We start from the raw sequence: 19,675 nt of genomic DNA, 5'->3' as shown, positions 1-19,675 counted from the left end.
TTTTTGTTTGCTTCAAAGAGATAAGGAGAGAAAAAAGATGAAACAATTAACTAGTGCAGAAGTACGTCAAATGTTTTTAGATTTCTTCAAATCAAAAGGACATTCAGTAGAACCAAGTGCATCACTTGTTCCTGTAGACGATCCAACTTTATTATGGATTAACTCAGGGGTGGCAACGCTAAAGAAATATTTTGATGGATCAATTGTTCCTGAAAATCCCCGCATCACAAATGCACAAAAATCAATTCGTACGAACGATATTGAAAATGTGGGACGCACCGCTCGTCACCATACCATGTTTGAAATGTTGGGAAACTTTTCAATCGGTGATTATTTCAAAAAAGAAGCTATTCACTGGGCATGGGAATTTTTAACATCACCAGAATGGATTGGTTTCGACCCTGAAAAATTATATGTAACGGTTTATCCAAAAGATACAGAAGCAAAACGCATTTGGCTAGAAGAAGTTGGCTTGTCAGCAGACCATGTTGTTGAAGTGGAAGATAATTTCTGGGATATTGGAGCTGGTCCAAGTGGTCCAGATAGTGAGATTTTCTATGATCGTGGCGAAGAGTTTAACGACTTAGCAGCAGATGACCCAGAAAATTATCCTGGTGGCGAAAATGAGCGTTATTTGGAAATCTGGAATTTGGTCTTTTCAGAATTTAACCATAAACCAGATGACACATATGAGCCATTACCTCATAAAAATATTGATACGGGTATGGGCTTAGAACGGATGGTTTCAATTATTCAAGATGCACCAACCAATTTTGAAACAGATTTATTCTTACCGATTATTCATGCTATTGAAGAAATCAGTGGCGCAGTGAAATATGGCGAAAATCCAGTAACTGATGTGTCATTTAAAGTAATTGCGGACCATATTCGCGCCTTATCATTTGCGATTGGTGATGGCGCATTACCTTCAAATGAAGGACGTGGGTACGTTTTACGTCGTTTATTACGTCGCGCAGTTATGCATGGACAAAAATTACAAATTCAAGATTCGTTCTTATATAAATTGGTACCAGTTGTCGGTGAAATTATGGAAAGCTATTATCCAGAAGTTTTAGAAAAACAAGCATTCATTGAGAAAGTTATTCGTACAGAAGAAGAACGTTTCCATGAAACAATTAATGAAGGTCTAGCTATTTTAGATCAAGTTATCGCTCAAGTGAAAGCAGATGACACGGATACATTGAACGGAAAAGACATCTTCAAATTATATGATACGTACGGTTTCCCAGTAGAATTAACTGAAGAAGTAGCTGAAGAAGCTGGTTTGAAAGTCGACCATGCTGGTTTTGAAAAAGAAATGAATGCACAACGCGAACGTGCCCGTGCAGCTCGTAGCAATGAGCTTTCAATGGGCGAACAATCTGCTTTATTAACAGATATTAAAGTGGATAGTACCTATGTTGGTTATGAACGTTTACAAGCAGAAAGTCAATTGTTGGTGATTGTTCAAGAAGATAGTTTAGTTTCTGAAACATCTGCTGGTCAAGCACAATTAATTTTTGCTGAAACACCATTCTATGCAGAAATGGGTGGACAAATTGCGGATACTGGTTCTATTTTAGATGAACATGGAACATTGGTTGCTACTGTAGAAAATGTGAAAAAAGCACCAAATGGCCAATTTTTACATCATGTAGAAATAAAAGAAGCGATTACAGAAGGTGTAAACTATTCATTAGTCGTAGATGTGGCACGTCATAATCGTATCATTAAAAACCATACAGCAACTCACTTGTTGCATAAAGCGTTAAAAGAAATTCTCGGTTCACATGCAAACCAAGCAGGGTCATTAGTAACTCCAGGACATTTACGTTTTGACTTTACTCATTTTGGTCAAGTAACAACCGAAGAATTGCAACAAATGGAACAAATTGTGAATGAAAAAATCTGGGCTGCATTACCTGTTGTGACCGTTGAAACAGATATTGATACTGCAAAATCAATGGGTGCTATGGCATTGTTTGGTGAAAAATATGGACATGATGTGCGTGTAGTAAATATCGCTGATTGGTCAATTGAATTGTGTGGTGGAAATCACGTAATTAATACAGAAGATATTGGTATTTTCAAAATCGTTTCTGAGTCAGGGATTGGTGCAGGTGTACGTCGTATTGAAGCTGTAACAAGCAAAGAAGCTTATGAATTGTTGCATCAGGAAGAACTACGTTTACGTGGAATTGCGCAAATTGTGAAAGCACCACAATTGAAAGAAACGGTTTCTCGTGTAGAACAATTGCAAACACAATTACGTGAAGTACAAAAAGAAAATGAAGCATTAGCAAGTAAATTAGCCAATCAACAAGCTGGTGATATTTTCAAAGACGTAAAAGAAAGCAATGGCTTGACGTATATTGCTGCTCAAGTGAATGTAAAAGACATGAATCAATTACGCCAATTAGCCGATCAGTGGAAGCAAAAAGCCACTTCAGAAGTATTGGTTCTAGCAACTGTTGCTAACGAAAAAGTAAACTTATTAGCTGCAGTTAATCCAGATGGGTTGGAAAAAGGTCTAAAAGCTGGTGATTTAATCAAAGCAATCGCTCCAAAAGTAGGCGGTGGCGGTGGTGGACGCCCAGATATGGCTCAAGCTGGTGGTAAAAATCCAGAAGGTATTCCAGCAGCCTTAGCTGAAGTAGCAACTTGGTTAGCAAATAAATAAAATAAATACCTTATGTTTTGATGGAAATCAGAACATAAGGTTCTTTTTATGCCAATCGTGTTAAATTGTCGTTCTTTTCGTGAATTTTTACTATTTCATTTGGCGAAAATGGGGGTTTCAAGGTAAAATAACAACAAGTGTATTGAAAAGGGGTTCTTTGAGAATGTTGAATTTTTTGTTAAAAAAAATTGAGAAGGAAAATAAAGAGACTCAAAGGACAAAAGTAGGCCAACTAGCAGGTGTTTTAGGTCTACTTTCAAATTTAGTTCTGTTTATTGGGAAATTTTTAATAGGTTTTGCGGCAGGGTCAGTTTCCATTATGGCTGATGCGATGAACAGTTTATCGGATACTATCTCATCAGTACTAACGTTAATAGGTTTCAAAGTAGCCGCTAAACCGGCAGACAGTGAGCATCCTTATGGGCATGAGCGCTTTGAATATATTAGTGGTTTACTCATCTCATTAATTATTGCATTGGTTGGTTTTCAATTTTTAAAATCTTCTTTTGAAAAAATTTTGAATCCTGAACCAATTAAATTATCATTGGCATTATTCATTGTCTTAATTGCTTCGATTGTTATTAAGGTCTTGCAAGGAAGAATGTACCTTACTTTATCGAAAAAAATTGACTCACAAACGTTAAAGGCTACTAGCAAGGATAGCTTAAATGACGTCTACACAACACTTGCTGTTTTAGTTTCAGCATTGTTTGAGTGGGCAACAAATTTACGAATCGATGGTTATGTTGGATTTTTATTGGCACTATATATTTTGTATAGTGGATATACGATGGTCAAAGATTTTATTAATGAATTATTAGGAAGTCGTCCAACAGATAAAGAGATTCAAGAGATGGAAAAGAAATTATCCTCCTATGGTTCGATTTTAGGTTATCATGACTTATTGGTTCATGACTATGGACCTCAAAAACGATTTGCTTCCGTTCATATTGAAGTGGACGCGGGGATGACCTTAACCAAAGCGCACCATATTATTGATGAAATTGAAAAAGACTTTCATAATAAATTGGATGTCGAACTAGTGTGCCATTTAGATCCTGTAAATATTCGCGATGCAAATTATATTGCTATTTTTCATCGTATGCGTTCCATTGTGTTACAAATTGATGAAAAATTACGAATGCATGATTTTCGTTTGAAAAGTGAACAAATTTTACAGTTTGATTTAGTCATACCTGATGATTTTCATTTAACTGATACGGAATTAATAGACTTGCTTCAACAGGCAGTCCATGAGAAAATTGGTATGTACGGGTTAGATGTAACGTTAGATCATAATTATTTATTATAAGGAGAATAAGATGGAATTTACAATGGATATGGCAATTGCCTATCAAGTAGTGTGGGGACTAATCGTGATTAATACGATTGGGGCGTTTATAACCGTTTTTCGAAAACCACGATCAATTGCCAGTGTGCTGGCATGGATGATGACATTGGTCTTTCTTCCAGGTGTTGGCTTTATTTTATATGCTTTTTGTGGAAGAGGAATCGACGGAGAAATCATTTATCGCTTTAGCGAAGGTCATCAAAATAGAATTGCCGAGATAAACGAAATTATTGAAGAAAACAATCGTTATTTTCATCAAACAGTGAAAACAAAAGAATCTGAACTATTAAAAAATTATTTTAGAAACATGGAAGAATCACCACTAACCAAAGGGAATGCCGTCACTTTTTATACAGATGGTAAAGAGAAATTTGATGCGTTGTTTGAAGATATACGTCATGCCAAAGATAACGTTCATGTTGAATATTATGCTTTTTTCGATGATAAAATTGGAAATCGTTTTTTAGACCTCCTCGTTGAAAAAGCAAAAGAGGGCGTAGAAGTGCGTGTGGTTTTCGATCCTTGGGGTGGAAAAACCAATGAAAAATTTTTCCGTCCATTACTGAAAGTTGGTGGGAAAGTGGCTCCATTTATCACTTCACGTAATTTAATTCGTAAAACAAGACTGAATTATCACTTACATCGCAAAATTGTGGTAATTGATGGTATGATTGGCTGGACGGGTGGCTTTAACGTAGGGGACCAATATCTTGAAGAAACGAAAAAGTTCGGTTATTGGCGTGATACTCATGCTCGAATTGTAGGAACAGCTTCATTTACGTTGCAAGAAGTTTTTATTCGTGATTGGAATGCGTCTATTTTGAAAGAAGAAGATGTGTTAGAATACGAAGATCGCTATTTTGTGGTACCACCTATTGAGCAAGCGGGAAATGTGAGTATGCAAGTTGTTGCTGATGGTCCAGAAACCGAAGAGCAAGTTTTAAAAGGTGGCTTTACTAAAATGTTGTTAGCTGCAGAAAAACGTGTGTGGTTACAAACGCCGTATTTAATTCCAGACGATGCAATGATTAATGCCTTTTTAGTTGCGGTTCGTTCTGGTGTGGATGTCCGAGTGATGATTCCTTCAATGCCAGACCATCCTTTTATTTATCGTGCAACACAGTATTATGCGAACTATTTACAACGTCGAGGAGTTAAAATTTATATTTACGAAGGTGGCTTTATTCATGCAAAAACGATTGTCATGGATGATACAATTGCAGCTTTTGGTACGACCAACCAAGACATTCGTAGCTATGCATTAAACTTTGAAGTGAGCGCCTTTGCTTATAATCGCGAAGTTGCGGAAGAGTTAGCAGAAATCTTTGAGGAAGATATGAAACAGTCAAGTTTATTAACTGATCGAATGATTAAAGAACAATCTTATTGGCTACGATTTAAGCAAAACTTCTCACGCTTACTTTCGCCGATTTTGTAGTTTTAACGCTTTTTGTAATCCTTGTCGTGCTAAATTATCAGCCCCTTTGTTTTTACTTTCCGGAATCCACTGTAATATTAGCAAAGGGAAATATGGTAGTTTTTCTTGAATATTGTGTAAATAATCTTGGAAATCTGAATTATTCGTATAGTTTTTATCAACAGTTTGCGCTAAAATCTTACTATCGGTGTAAACCATAATCGTTTGGGTTTGGTAGTTGTTCGCCAATAAATAATCTAATAAGGCGCAAAAACTCGCAAATTCTGCTTGATGATTACTTAATTTTGGTAAAGCAAATGATTCCTGGATATATAATTGTTCTCCTGTGAGCATAAATCCACCGCCACTAGGTCCAGGGTTTCCTTTAGTTGCTGCATCAATATAGGCTTTAATCATGAACAAAACTCCTTCTTGGTTAGTGCTCCAACTTTATTATACGCATTGATGATTCATGTGGAAAGGGGAAAAGAATGAAATACAAGATTCGTTGGCAATTAGAACATGCCTTGGCAGTTATTTATTGGTCAATTGCATTAATTGCATTATTTTTTAGTTTGATTTTTGCTTTAGAAAAAGCAGAAATTCATTTTAAGAGTTTCCTATTTCTACTTTTGTTTTTGCTATTAGTTTATCTATCGCGAAAGCGCTGGCTAATGATAGATAACAAAGGTGTTCAAGTGACCTATGCGCGTTTTTGGAAAAATGAGACTTTTGCTTATCAAGATATTAAGCAATTTCGTTTTTTAGAAAATAAAATTGAAATAGAATTACCAAAACAAACCCTTGAATTTAGGGTGAATAGAAAAATGTTGCCATTATTTAAAGAAGAGAGTAAACAGATTATTCCCATTCAGCTACAAAAAGAAGGTTAGGAGCTTAGGCTTTTAACCTTCTTTAAATTTAAGATGCTTTTTACGACAAGTTTAGTTATAATAAATGGAAAAAAGGTTTAAAAAAGGAGTTTATGTATGAAGTCAGATATTGAAATTGCTCAGGAAATAGAATTAAAACCAATTCAAGAAATTGCTAAAAAGGTGAAGCTTACAGAAGATGATTTAGAATTATATGGTAAATATAAAGCAAAAATTGATATTACTAAGTTAAATAACAATGCTGATTTAGGAAAGTTAATTTTAGTCACAGCAATTAATCCCACGCCAGCTGGGGAAGGTAAATCAACTATTTCGATTGGTTTAGCAGATGGTTTAAATCAAATTAATAAAAATGCGGTCATTGCTTTACGCGAACCTTCATTAGGCCCAGTCATGGGAATGAAAGGTGGCGCAACAGGTGGCGGTTATGCGCAAGTTTTACCAATGGAAGATATTAACTTACATTTTACAGGCGATATGCACGCAATTACGACAGCCAACAATGCGCTTTCTGCTTTGATTGATAACCATATTCATCAAGGAAATCAATTAAATATTGATCCAAGAAGATTAATTTGGAAACGAGTTGTTGACTTAAACGATCGTGCGTTACGTCAAGTTGTAGTAGGACTAGGTGGTCCACTTCAAGGTGTTCCAAGAGAAGATGGATTTGATATTACTGTAGCAAGCGAAATTATGGCAATATTATGTTTAGCAACAGATATTCATAACTTAAAAGAGCGCTTAAGTCAGATTTTAATTGGCTATACTTACCAAAGAGAACCTGTGACAGTAGGTGATTTGAAAATCGAAGGTGCGTTAGCGTTGCTACTGAAAGATGCCATTAAACCTAATTTGGTTCAAACTATTGAAGGGACACCTGCTATTGTCCATGGTGGACCATTTGCCAATATTGCACATGGTTGTAATAGCGTGATTGCTACTAAAACGGCTTTAAGCCTAGGTGATTATGTTGTAACAGAAGCAGGCTTTGGTGCCGACTTAGGTGCTGAAAAATTTTTAGACATCAAAGTACCTAATCTAGGAAAAGCGCCCGATGCGGTAGTAATTGTAGCAACTATTCGAGCATTAAAAATGCATGGTGGCGTTACAAAAACAGATTTAGGTCAAGAGAATGTAGAAGCCGTTATTAAAGGTTTTGCAAATCTACAACGTCACATTCAAAACATTCAACACTACGGCTTACCAGTTGTAGTAGCAATTAATGAATTTATCACTGACACAGAAGCCGAGTTTTTACAATTAGAAGCATTGTGTCAACAAGAAAATGTGACCATCCGTCGTGCGTCTGTTTGGGCAAATGGAGGTCTTGGTGGAAAAGACTTAGCAGAAGCCGTCGTGGACGCTATTGAAACGAAAGAAGCGAACTATCAACGTTTATATGAAGACTCATTGTCTATTGAGGAAAAAGTGAAAACAATCGTTTCTAAGATTTATGGTGGGAAAGATGTGTCATTTGGTGCGAAAGCACAAACCCAATTAAAAACTTTTGCGCAACAAGGCTGGGACAATTTACCAGTTTGTATGGCAAAAACGCAATACTCATTTTCTGATAATCCTACATTATTAGGAGCACCAACTGATTTTACTGTGACTATCCGTGAGTTTGTTCCAAAACTAGGAGCTGGTTTTATCGTTGCCTTGACGGGCGATGTTATGACGATGCCTGGATTACCAAAACAACCTGCAGCATTGAATATGGATATTGATGAAAATGGTCGTGCAATCGGTCTATTTTAAAAAAGGGGGAACAGTCTAGCTGTTCCTCTTCTTTTGTAAAAAAACTTTTAAAAGTTTTTTGATATGGATTATTGTAGTTAACTATTCATCATGTATAGGAGTTTTTTTAAAGTCTTTTTAAGGAGGGAGCTTGAAATGACAACTTTATATGAGAAAGATTTTGCTATTTTTGATAGAAAACAATTTGCGTTTAAACAATTAAAAGAAACCCATACAGAAGAAGAGCTTTCACAGGTAAAAGCATCTTTTAAAGATGTTTGGGACAAATGGAAACACCTGCAGCAAAACATCTATCAAGAACTTGCTTCTAATTATTTTGCACAGCCCAAAGTTGAAAGTTGGACAAATGGTTGGAATCTTCGCTCGCATTATTGGAGTGCCTATCGAGGAGCGCATAGACAAAACGAGAATGCGTGTATCGGTGTTTTGTTGAACAAAAAACAATTACAAGTTTATTTGATGTTTCAAGAATATAAAAGTGAGACACGTCAAGGAACAAAAGAGCAATACAATCAACTATTAGCGTATTTACCAAAATGGAGTGAACAAGTGGATGTGAGCGATTATTATATTTGGCCTCAGCAAGAACATGAGTTGACGGACCATTTACCTTTGAAAAATTATTTAGCGGATGCGCAGGTTCAGCAGAGATTTCAAGATGAAGTGAACCAACAAACCTTTCAATTGGGCAAACTTTTTTTCCGCGCAGAACTGCCCGATGTTGAAGGACAAATCATCCAGGTTTTTAATGAGTTGACACAACTTTATCGTTTATTAGAAGAAATAACGGATTAACTTCAAGCAGAATTTTTCTTTTTTGAACAAATTCGTTATAATAAATGAATAAGTGATTCCACTCTAGACATTTCTACGCTATACTAAGAAAGTCTATGGATAGGTAGTTGAAGGAGGATTTTCATGGGTGAAGCGGCAGATGTATTTTTAAGTAGTTTCAATCGTATTGAAAAATGGCTGAAAGATGAACTTGGTAATCCGAAAAATATGGGCTTTAGTCAAATGGTGCGCAAACTTTCTAACCGCCCTGATTTACCAATAAAAAAATATGAAAATGATTTACTTCAAATTTCACAGTTGCGTAATGCAATTGTACACGAGAAAATTGGTGAGAATTTTGTTATTGCTGAACCAAATCAATGGTTAGTCAATCGTATTCGGAAAATTGAGATGGATTTGCTTCAACCGGAATTAGTTTTGCCGCGTTTTGCCAAACATGTCACTGGTTTTGAACAAGACATTTCGATTCGAGAATTATTACAAATCGTTGCTAAAAAACGTTACTCACAGTTCCCCTTATATAACCAAGGACATTTTGAAGGGTTGATTACTTTAAAAGCGTTGGGATATTGGTTTGCAAAAGAAAGTCTAAAAGGTGATATTCAAATAGACAATCGAACAGCCAAAGACTTAATTATCAAAGATGGTAAACCGACGAACTATACATTTGTTTCACAATATACTTCGATTAATGAAATTGAACGAATGTTTCATGATAATGGCATGTTGGATTCAATTTTGATTACTAAAGACGGAAATCCTAATGGGCGTTTATTAGGGATTATTCGTCCACGAGATATTTTTAAACTATAAGAAAAGAGTTGAAAAAATTGTTAGCTTTTTATTTTCTATTAAGTGCGATTATTATTGGACTGGATCAATGGGTGAAATTTTGGATTGTCTCTAACTTTGCTTTAGGTGACGCCCAATCTATTATCCCTAATATTCTTTCCTTTACGTACGTTCAAAATACAGGTGCTGCTTGGAGTATTTTTGAAGGACAAATGGGCTTTTTTACAGTCATTACGCTAATTGCAGTGGCAGTAGTAACGTATTTAATGATTCGTTACCGTAACGAAAACAAATTATTTATCCTCGGTTTATCCTTCGTGTTAGCAGGAGCTTTAGGGAATTTTATTGACCGTATACGCTTAGGATATGTGGTAGATATGTTCCAAACTGATTTTATGAACTTTCCGATTTTCAATGTGGCAGATATGGCTTTATGCATCGGAGTAGGTTTAATTTTTATTTATACAATTTTCGATGAAAAGATGAAAGGAAAGTAAAATGACACAATTAGAAGTAACAATTACGGATGAAAAAGGTCGTTTAGACAAAGTATTGGCAGAGAAGTTAACAGATTATAGCCGTTCACAAGTCCAACAATGGCTAAAAGAAGATGCAGTGACTTTGGACAATCAACCAGTTAAAGCCAACTATAAAGTGAAAGCAGGGAATCATTTTACTATTACGATTCCTGAACCAGTTACTTTAGATTTAGTAGCAGAAGATATCCCATTAGATATTGTGTATCAAGATGAAGACGTTGCAGTGATTAATAAACCTCAAGGAATGGTTGTTCATCCTTCTGCGGGACATCCTAACGGCACACTAGTTAACGCATTGTTATATCATTTAAAAGATTTATCCAGTATTAATGATGTAGTACGCCCTGGGATTGTTCATCGGATTGATAAGGATACATCGGGCTTATTAATGGTTGCCAAAAATGATGCGGCTCATGAATCTCTTGCAAAGCAATTAAAAGACAAAACCTCTTTACGAAAATATATTGCTTTGGTGCATGGAAATATTTCTCATGAAAAAGGAACCATCAATGCACCAATTGGTCGATCTAAAACGAATCGCAAAATGCAAGCAGTCATTGAAGAAGGGAAACCTGCAGTGACGCATTTTACAGTTTTAGAACGCTTTGGTGATTTCACTTTAGTTGAATTGCAATTAGAAACTGGAAGAACCCACCAAATTCGTGTGCATATGCAATATATCGGTTTTCCTGTAGCTGGTGACCCAATCTACGGTCCGAAAAAAACATTAAAAGGCAACGGCCAATTTCTTCATGCAAAATTACTAGGGTTTACTCATCCTAGAACAAACCAACAAATGGTCTTTGAAGCACCTTTACCAGAGATTTTTGAAAAAAATTTAAAAAAACTACGTGAAAAGGTTTGATTTTTTCTCTCAACAAAGGTATAGTTGTCTTTAAGAAAAATAACAAAACTTAAAATGATCCTTTAAGTTAGTCCCGTGAGGCTAAGAAGGAAGTGAGCAAATAGATTCGTTATCTGCGGATAAACGAAATACTATTTGAAGAGACGAAGTGTGTCTTTTTATAGGACGCGTGTATAGTTGAACCTTCACTCCTGCCTTATTCGGGCAGGAGTTTTTTTATGTTTTAAATTCTAGGGAGGATGACATATGTCAAAAAAAGAAGTCATTGATGCAGTGACAATGAAACGCGCGTTAACTCGTATCACGTATGAGATTATTGAGAGAAATCGTGGGATCGAGAATGTGGTATTAGTCGGAATCAAAACTAGAGGCATTTACATTGCTCAACGCATCGCCCAACGTCTACAACAATTAGAAAATGTAGAAGTGCCTGTTGGTGAACTAGATATTACCTTATATAGAGACGATCATAAAGAAGTTGGCGAAGCAGAATTGCATTCTTCTGATATTCCGGTTTCTTTAGAAGGCAAAGAAGTTATCTTGGTCGATGATGTATTATATACAGGACGAACAATTCGCGCAGCCTTGGATGCTGTAATGGATTATGGACGTCCGAAACGTATCTCGCTAGCTGTTTTAGTTGATAGAGGACACCGCGAATTACCGATTCGCGCAGATTTTGTTGGTAAGAACATTCCAACAGCCTTAACTGAAGAAATTATTGTAGAAATGGAAGAAACGGATGGAGCCGATCGAATTTTAATCGATCGTGAGGAGGCGTAACATGAAGGATAAGACCTTTAGAAATCCTGAGGCGGTTCTTGATATTCAAGATAAACCAGCTGTCTTACCATGGATAGGATTAAGTTTACAGCATTTGTTTACCATGTTTGGTGCGACAGTTTTAGTTCCTAAATTAGTGGGACTAGATCCAGGTATTGCGCTGGTGAGTTCAGGAATAGGTACCATTGTCTACTTAATGATTACAAAAGGGAAAATTCCTGCTTATCTAGGAAGTAGCTTTGCTTTTATAGCTGCGATGAAAATGCTCCTAGAAACAAAAGGCTACGGCGCGATTGCTCAAGGTGCAATTACTACTGGAGTTGTTTATTTTATTGTTTCGATGATTGTCAAACGCAGTGGAACAGATTGGTTAAATAAAATTTTACCACCGATTGTTGTTGGTCCAGTAGTAATGGTTATTGGTTTAGGATTAGCTAGTAATGCTGCTAATAGCGCCATGTTCAATGAAGCTGGAAAATATGATTTCAAATATGTAGTAGTTGCTTTATTGACATTGGCTTTAACGATTTTTTTCAACATGTGGTTCAAAGGATTCTTAGGATTAATTCCAATTTTACTAGGAATCATTAGTGGGTATGTACTTGCTCTAGCATTCGGGATTGTGGATGTTAGTATTATCCAACAAGCACCGTGGGTTGGCTTACCGAATTTTGAAATTCCGTTCGTCCAATATACACCGACCTTAGAAATCGGAGCGATAATTACGATGGCACCAATTGCGTTTGTAACAATGACTGAACATATTGGTCATTTAATGGTTTTAAATAAATTAACTAAACGTAACTTTTTTGAAGACCCAGGCTTGCATAAAACGTTGGCCGGTGATGGTGCCGCTCAAATCGTCGCTGGACTAATCGGCGGTCCACCAGTAACAAGTTATGGCGAAAACATTGGTGTACTTGCGATTACACGTGTTCACAGCGTGTTTGTCATTGGCGGTGCTGCAGTGTTTGCTATCGCACTTGGCTTTGTTGGCAAGGTTAGTGCAGTCATCTTAAGTATCCCTGGACCAGTTATTTCTGGTATCAGTTTTGTCTTGTTCGGGGTTATCGCCGCTAGCGGGTTGAAAATTTTAATTGAAAATCAAATTGATTTTGACCGAAAGAAAAATTTATTAATTGCCTCCGTTATATTAGTAACAGGAATCGGTGGTTTAGTAGTTGAAGCAGGTGCCTTCACATTATCAGCGATGGCACTGGCAACCGTCTTAGGAATAGTTCTTAATTTAATTTTACCAAATACAGCACGCAACGAAGAAAAGTAGGGGGCAAAAGGAATGATTATCAAATCAGAACGAGTTAGTTTAAAACATTTATTAACAGTGGAAGCATTAACAGATCAAGAAGTGATGGGACTAATTCGTCGCGGACAGGAGTTCAAACGCGGAGCGAAATGGACACCTGCAAAAGATCAGTACTTTGTAACTAACTTATTTTTTGAAAATAGTACACGAACACATAAAAGTTTTGAAATAGCAGAGAAGAAACTAGGCGTCGATGTGATTGAATTCGATACAGATAAAAGTTCAGTACAAAAAGGGGAAACCTTATACGATACGGTTTTAACCATGTCAGCTATTGGCGTGGATGCTGCCGTAATTCGACATGGAGATGAAAATTACTATGATGAATTAATCCAAAGTCGTACGATTCAATGTAGCATTATTAATGGCGGCGATGGTAGCGGTCAACATCCAACCCAATGTCTATTAGATTTACTAACTATCTATGAAGAGTTTGGTTCTTTTGAAAACTTAAAAGTAGCTATTGTTGGGGATATTACCCATTCACGAGTAGCGAAATCGAATATGCAAATGTTAAAACGTTTAGGGGCACAAGTATTTTTCTCAGGACCTGAAACATGGTATGATCAATCCTTTGAAGTTTATGGACACTATATGCCCTTAGATGAGTTGATAGAAGAAGTCGATGTTATGATGTTATTACGTGTGCAACATGAACGTCATGATGAACACGAAAGTTTTTCAAAAGAAGAATATCATCAACAGTATGGACTAACAATCGAACGTGCTGCTAAAATGAAAGAAAAAGCAATTATTATGCACCCTGCCCCAGTTAATCGCGATGTCGAAATTGCGGATTCATTAGTTGAAAGCTATAAATCAAGAATTGTTACACAAATGTCAAACGGTGTCTTTGTTCGTATGGCAATTTTGGAAGCTATTTTAGAAGGTAAATCATAAGGAGGAATTTAAATGAATACATTAATTAAAAACGGGAAAATTATTTCCCACGACAATCAATTAACACCTGTGTCAGTTTGGATTAAAGATGGCAGAATCCATGCTGTTGGTGAGGACTTTACTAATGAATCATTTGATCAAATTGTTGATGCAAAAGGCCAATTGATTACACCAGGTTTGGTCGATGTTCATGTTCATTTTAGAGAACCAGGGTTTACCTATAAAGAAACGATTGAGACAGGTAGTAAGGCAGCGGCACGTGGTGGTTTTACAACTGTTTGTGCAATGCCCAATCTTGATCCAGTACCAGATACTGTTGAAAAATTCAATCAAGTACAAGCGATTATCGATCGCGATGCAGTAGTGAAAGTTTTACAATATGCACCAATTACTGAAGAATTACGTAGTGAAACGCTAGTTGACCAAGTCGGTTTGAAAAAGGCAGGTGCTTTTGCCTTTACTAATGACGGTGTGGGTGTTCAAACAGCTGGTACCATGTATCTTGCGATGAAAGAAGCTGCGAAAAATAACATGGCAATTGTGGCTCACACAGAAGATGAATCACTATTATTTGGCGGGGTAATGCATGCAGGAAAACGTTCAGAAGAATTAGGATTACCAGGGATTATAAGTGTAACAGAATCATCACAGATTGCTCGCGATTTGTTATTGGCTGAAGAAACTGGCGTACATTATCACGTCTGCCATGTGTCTACTAAAGAGAGTGTTCGTGTTATCCGTGAAGCGAAAAAAGCTGGTGTACATGTAACTGCTGAAGTTTGCCCACATCACTTAGTGTTAATCGATGAAGATATTCCAGAAGATAATGGTTTTTGGAAAATGAACCCCCCTTTACGTGCGAATGAAGATCAAAAGGCGTTAATTGAAGGCTTATTAGATGGCACAATTGATTGTATTTCAACAGACCACGCGCCACATGGCTTAGAAGAAAAGTGTCAAACATTCTTAAAATCACCATTCGGTATTGTTGGTTCAGAATATGCTTTCCAAATGGTTTACACCCACTTTGTTAAAACAGGTATCTTTACTTTAGAACAAGTTATTGACTGGATGGCAGTTAAACCAGCAGAAATTTTTGGTTTAGAAGCAACTGGACGATTAACAATCGGAGCGCCTGCTGACTTAGCAGTCTTTGATTTAGATACAGAATATATCGTTGACGACAAACAATTCTTATCAAAATCTGTTAATACACCATTTGTAGGATGGAAATTGTACGGAGATACTTTATTCACTTTTGTGGATGGAAAACTTGTATGGCAAAAGGACGGTAAATAATCATGAAGCGTTGGCTGATCTTAGAAGATGGAACCTATTTTGAAGGCGAAGGATTTGGCGCCGAAGTAAATGTTTATGGAGAAGTTGTTTTTACAACAAGTATGACCGGATATCAAGAAACGATTACCGATCAAAGTTTCAATGGACAAATTATTACTTTTACGTATCCAATGGTTGGAAACTACGGTGTCAATCGTGATGATTACGAATCAATTGCACCAACTTGTAAAGGTGTTGTTGTAAAAGAGCATGCGCGCCGAGCAAGCAATTGGAGAAATCAAATGGCATTAGACGAGTTTTTAAAACGTAAAGGAATTCCAGGGATTTCTGGAATTGATACACGTGCACTAACTCGTAAAATTCGTCAACATGGAACGATGAAAGCAAGCATCGTTGATAGTGGCGACGAGTTCAGTCACGCATATGATCAATTAAAAGCAGCAGTATTACCAACAAACCAAGTGGAACAAGTCTCTACAATGAAGCCTTATCCAAGTCCTGGAACAGGTCACAATGTGGTAGTAATTGACTTTGGTTTGAAACACAGTATTATGCGCGAACTATCAAAACGCAATTGTAATTTGACGGTTTTGCCTTATAATACGACAGCCGAAGAAATTTTAGAATTATCTCCAGATGGCGTAATGTTAACAAATGGTCCTGGTGATCCTAAAAGTGTTCCTGAAGCCATTGAAATGATTCAGGGAATTCAAGGGAAAGTACCAATTTTCGGGATTTGCTTAGGTCACCAACTATTTTCTCTCGCCAATGGTGCAGACACTTATAAAATGAAGTTTGGTCATCGAGGATTAAATCATCCAGTCCGTGAGATTGCAACTGGACGAATTGATTTTACTTCTCAAAATCATGGCTATGCTGTAGATGAACAATCTGTTGACACAGAAAAACTAATTGTAACTCATGTGGAAGTAAACGATGGGACTATTGAAGGTGTTCGTCACCGAGACTATCCAGCATTTAGCGTGCAATATCATCCAGACGCAGCACCTGGTCCGCATGACGCAGTACACTTATTTGATGAATTTTTAGAAATGATGGATGCATGGAAGGAGCAGAACTAAATTGCCAAAACGTACAGATATTAAAAAAATTATGGTTATCGGTTCTGGACCAATTGTCATTGGACAAGCCGCAGAATTTGATTATGCAGGAACACAAGCCTGTCTTGCATTAAGAGAAGAAGGGTACGAAGTTATTTTAGTTAACTCCAACCCAGCGACAATTATGACGGATAAAGAAATTGCTGATAAAGTGTATATTGAACCAATCACATTCGAATTTGTTTCAAGAATTTTAAGAAAAGAGCAACCAGACGCTATTTTACCGACATTAGGCGGGCAAACAGGACTAAATATGGCGATGGAACTTGCTAAATCAGGTATCTTGGAAGAATTAGATATCGAATTACTTGGAACAAAACTTTCAGCGATTGATCAAGCGGAAGATCGTGATTTATTCAAACAGTTAATGGAAGAATTAAATCAACCAATTCCTGAATCAGTCATTGTAACAACTGTTGAAGAGGCTGTTGATTTTGCCAATGAAATTGGATACCCAATTATTGTACGTCCAGCATTCACGTTAGGCGGAACTGGTGGCGGTATGTGTGCTAACGAAGAAGAATTACGCCATATCGCAGAAAATGGGTTAAAACTTTCACCAGTAACCCAATGTTTGATTGAACGTAGTATTGCAGGGTTCAAAGAAATTGAATATGAAGTCATGCGCGACTCTGCTGATAATGCGATTGTAGTGTGTAACATGGAAAACTTCGATCCAGTGGGGATTCATACGGGTGATTCGATTGTTTTTGCTCCAAGTCAAACATTGTCTGATTATGAATATCAAATGTTACGTGATGCCTCTCTATCAATTATTCGTGCTTTGAAAATTGAAGGTGGTTGTAATGTTCAGCTAGCCTTGGATCCACATAGTTTTAACTATTATGTCATTGAAGTAAATCCGCGTGTTTCTCGTTCATCGGCTTTGGCAAGTAAAGCTACAGGTTATCCAATTGCAAAATTAGCGGCTAAAATTGCAGTGGGCTTAACATTAGATGAAATGAAAAATCCAGTGACTGAAACCACGTATGCTGAATTCGAACCAGCATTAGACTATGTTGTAGCTAAAATCCCTCGTTGGCCATTTGATAAGTTTGAATCTGGTGAACGTATTTTGGGAACACAAATGAAGGCGACAGGGGAAGTCATGTCTATTGGCCGTAATATTGAAGAGGCCTTGCTGAAAGCTGTGCGTTCGCTAGAAATTGGTAGTCACCACCTAGAAATTTCTGAGTTTTCAGAAGTTTCAGATGAAGTTTTAACTGAAAAAATAATAAAAGCACAAGATGATCGTTTGTTCTACTTAGCAGAAGCGATTCGTCGTGGATACACCATTGAAGAATTAGCAGATTTAACAAAAATCGATAGTTTCTTTTTAGATAAATTATTACACATTATTGAAATTGAACAGGCCTTACAACAAAAACCAAATGATTTAGAAACCTTAAAAACAGCGAAACAAAACGGCTTTACAGATCGCAAAATTGCCGAACTTTGGCAAACTGAAGCGGTTGAAATCCGTCAGTTACGTACAGAAAAGGGTATTTTGCCAGTTTACAAAATGGTAGATACTTGTGCAGCTGAATTTGAATCTGCAACACCGTATTTCTATAGCACGTATGAGTTTGAAAATGAAAGTATTCGAAGTGAAAAAGCTTCGGTTCTAGTATTAGGTTCAGGACCCATCCGAATTGGTCAAGGCGTAGAGTTTGATTATGCCACAGTGCATTCAGTAAAAGCCATTCAAGCCGCTGGTTATGAAGCAGTTATTATGAATAGCAACCCAGAAACAGTCTCTACTGACTTTTCAATTTCTGATAAATTATACTTTGAGCCGTTAACTTTAGAAGATGTGTTGAATGTGATTGACCTTGAAAAACCAGTGGGAGTTATTGTCCAATTCGGTGGACAAACTGCTATTAACCTAGCGGAACCACTTGTTAAAGCTGGTGTGAAAATTTTAGGAACTAGTATTGAGGATCTTGATCGCGCTGAAAATCGTGATTTATTTGAACATGCCTTAAAAGAGTTAGATATTCCACAACCACCAGGTGATACAGCAACAAATGCGCAAGAAGCAGTAGTAATTGCAGCGCGTATCGGGTATCCTGTTCTTGTACGACCAAGTTATGTCTTAGGTGGACGTGCAATGGAAATTGTAGAAAATCAAAGTGATTTAGAAGATTATATGAAACATGCCGTAAAAGCTTCACCAGAACACCCAGTTTTAGTCGATCGATACTTAATTGGGAAAGAATGTGAAGTCGATGCGATTTGTGATGGTCAAACAGTCTTAATTCCAGGTATCATGGAACATATTGAGCGTGCAGGAGTTCACTCAGGCGACTCAATGGCCGTTTACCCACCACAAAATCTATCAGATGAAATTATTGCAACGATTGAAGACTATACAAAACGTTTAGCATTAGGCTTGAATTGTGTCGGTATGATGAATATTCAGTTCGTTATCCATGATAACCAAGTGTATGTTATTGAAGTTAATCCACGTGCTAGCCGTACCGTTCCTTTCTTGAGTAAAGTAACGGGTATTCCAATGGCACAGGTAGCAACCAAAGCTATTTTAGGCGAAAGTTTAACGGAATTAGGTTATGAAGATGGCTTGTATCCAACGACAAATGAAGTTCACGTGAAAGCACCGGTCTTCTCATTTACAAAACTATTAAAAGTAGACACTTATTTAGGCCCTGAAATGAAATCAACAGGAGAGGTTATGGGGTCTGACAATAATTTGGAAAAAGCCTTGTATAAAGCATTTGAAGCGTCAGGTTTACACATTCCAAAATTTGGCTCAGTATTATTTACGATTGCTGATGAAACGAAGGAAGAGGCACTAGATTTAGCCAAACGTTTTGCAGATATTGGCTTTAGCTTAACTGCAACTAGTGGGACGGCTACCTATTTCGAGGAACACGGTTTACATGTAAAACAAGTTGCGAAAATTACTGAAACAAATGAAGAAACGGTCTTAGATAAAATCCGTAATGGAAATACGCAAGCAGTAATTAATACAATGGATAAAAATCGCCAAGATGCGTCTCAAGATGGCTTTATGATTCGTCGTGAAGCGGTTGAACATGGGGTACCGTTATTTACTTCGTTAGATACGGCAGATGCCATTTTAAAAGTGATGGAGTCGCGCGCCTTTTCAACTAAAGCGATTTAAAACAGAAGGG

General features: G+C 37.0%; 16 protein-coding genes. 15 read left to right on the top strand and 1 reads right to left on the bottom strand.

Annotated features, from left to right (window positions below; genetic code table 11):
* The first annotated feature begins 37 nt into the window (after nt 1–37).
* The 3 genes from alaS (at nt 38) to cls (ending at nt 5,469) form a co-directional block, all read left to right on the top strand.
* Complete coding sequence (gene alaS / locus AC4BC7_RS03945; RefSeq protein ID WP_490503905.1) at nt 38–2,680, top strand: alanine--tRNA ligase; 2,643 nt, start codon at nt 38–40, stop codon at nt 2,678–2,680.
* A 175-nt stretch (nt 2,681–2,855) separates the two neighbouring features.
* A complete protein-coding gene (locus tag AC4BC7_RS03940; protein WP_207940658.1) occupies nt 2,856–3,992 on the top strand; it encodes a cation diffusion facilitator family transporter in 1,137 nt (378 codons plus the stop codon).
* Nucleotides 3,993–4,002: 10 nt separating this feature from the next.
* The gene (gene cls / locus AC4BC7_RS03935) at nt 4,003–5,469 is read left to right on the top strand and encodes a cardiolipin synthase (RefSeq protein ID WP_207940606.1); all 1,467 of its coding nucleotides are present in this window, start codon (nt 4,003–4,005) and stop codon (nt 5,467–5,469) included.
* Here the strand turns inward: cls and AC4BC7_RS03930 are convergent.
* Nucleotides 5,449–5,865, bottom strand: a complete 417-nt coding sequence (locus tag AC4BC7_RS03930) for a ribonuclease HI family protein (RefSeq protein WP_207940605.1) — start codon at nt 5,863–5,865, stop codon at nt 5,449–5,451. The two genes, cls and AC4BC7_RS03930, sit on opposite strands and share 21 nt — an antisense overlap.
* A gap of 74 nt (nt 5,866–5,939) precedes the next feature.
* On the opposite strand from AC4BC7_RS03930, the gene AC4BC7_RS03925 reads away from it, so the two are divergent.
* The 12 genes from AC4BC7_RS03925 (at nt 5,940) to carB (ending at nt 19,665) form a co-directional block, all read left to right on the top strand.
* On the top strand, nt 5,940–6,341 hold the full coding sequence (locus AC4BC7_RS03925; RefSeq protein WP_207940604.1) for an EbsA family protein: 402 nt from the start codon (nt 5,940–5,942) through the stop codon (nt 6,339–6,341).
* Between the two features lie 96 nt (nt 6,342–6,437).
* The gene (locus tag AC4BC7_RS03920; protein WP_207940603.1) at nt 6,438–8,102 is read left to right on the top strand and encodes a formate--tetrahydrofolate ligase; all 1,665 of its coding nucleotides are present in this window, start codon (nt 6,438–6,440) and stop codon (nt 8,100–8,102) included.
* A gap of 135 nt (nt 8,103–8,237) precedes the next feature.
* On the top strand, nt 8,238–8,897 hold the full coding sequence (locus AC4BC7_RS03915) for an HI_0552 family protein (protein WP_207940602.1): 660 nt from the start codon (nt 8,238–8,240) through the stop codon (nt 8,895–8,897).
* A 123-nt stretch (nt 8,898–9,020) separates the two neighbouring features.
* Nucleotides 9,021–9,710, top strand: coding sequence for a CBS domain-containing protein (locus tag AC4BC7_RS03910; RefSeq protein WP_207940601.1), 690 nt, complete (start codon nt 9,021–9,023; stop codon nt 9,708–9,710).
* Between the two features lie 17 nt (nt 9,711–9,727).
* On the top strand, nt 9,728–10,186 hold the full coding sequence (gene lspA, locus AC4BC7_RS03905; RefSeq protein WP_207940600.1) for a signal peptidase II: 459 nt from the start codon (nt 9,728–9,730) through the stop codon (nt 10,184–10,186).
* 1 nt (nt 10,187) lies between these two features.
* Nucleotides 10,188–11,093 carry an RluA family pseudouridine synthase gene (locus AC4BC7_RS03900; RefSeq protein WP_490503903.1) on the top strand — a complete coding sequence of 302 codons (906 nt, stop codon included), beginning with the start codon at nt 10,188–10,190 and terminating at the stop codon, nt 11,091–11,093.
* A 246-nt stretch (nt 11,094–11,339) separates the two neighbouring features.
* Entirely contained in the window at nt 11,340–11,876 is a 537-nt protein-coding gene (pyrR, locus tag AC4BC7_RS03895; RefSeq protein WP_207940598.1) for a bifunctional pyr operon transcriptional regulator/uracil phosphoribosyltransferase PyrR, read from the top strand.
* A gap of 1 nt (nt 11,877) precedes the next feature.
* The gene (locus AC4BC7_RS03890) at nt 11,878–13,161 is read left to right on the top strand and encodes a solute carrier family 23 protein (RefSeq protein ID WP_207940597.1); all 1,284 of its coding nucleotides are present in this window, start codon (nt 11,878–11,880) and stop codon (nt 13,159–13,161) included.
* A gap of 12 nt (nt 13,162–13,173) precedes the next feature.
* A complete protein-coding gene (locus AC4BC7_RS03885; RefSeq protein WP_207940596.1) occupies nt 13,174–14,100 on the top strand; it encodes an aspartate carbamoyltransferase catalytic subunit in 927 nt (308 codons plus the stop codon).
* A 12-nt stretch (nt 14,101–14,112) separates the two neighbouring features.
* Nucleotides 14,113–15,399: a dihydroorotase gene (gene pyrC / locus AC4BC7_RS03880; RefSeq protein ID WP_490503902.1), complete on the top strand. Its 1,287-nt coding sequence runs from the start codon at nt 14,113–14,115 to the stop codon at nt 15,397–15,399.
* Nucleotides 15,400–15,401: 2 nt separating this feature from the next.
* Nucleotides 15,402–16,481: a carbamoyl phosphate synthase small subunit gene (locus AC4BC7_RS03875; RefSeq protein WP_207940594.1), complete on the top strand. Its 1,080-nt coding sequence runs from the start codon at nt 15,402–15,404 to the stop codon at nt 16,479–16,481.
* 1 nt (nt 16,482) lies between these two features.
* Entirely contained in the window at nt 16,483–19,665 is a 3,183-nt protein-coding gene (carB, locus tag AC4BC7_RS03870) for a carbamoyl-phosphate synthase large subunit (protein ID WP_490503901.1), read from the top strand.
* Nucleotides 19,666–19,675: the final 10 nt, after the last annotated feature.

Source organism: Enterococcus sp. AMC1623 (genome assembly GCF_058216495.1).
Note: the sequence above shows the minus strand (reverse complement) of the source record. Positions and strands in the feature narration are given on the sequence as shown.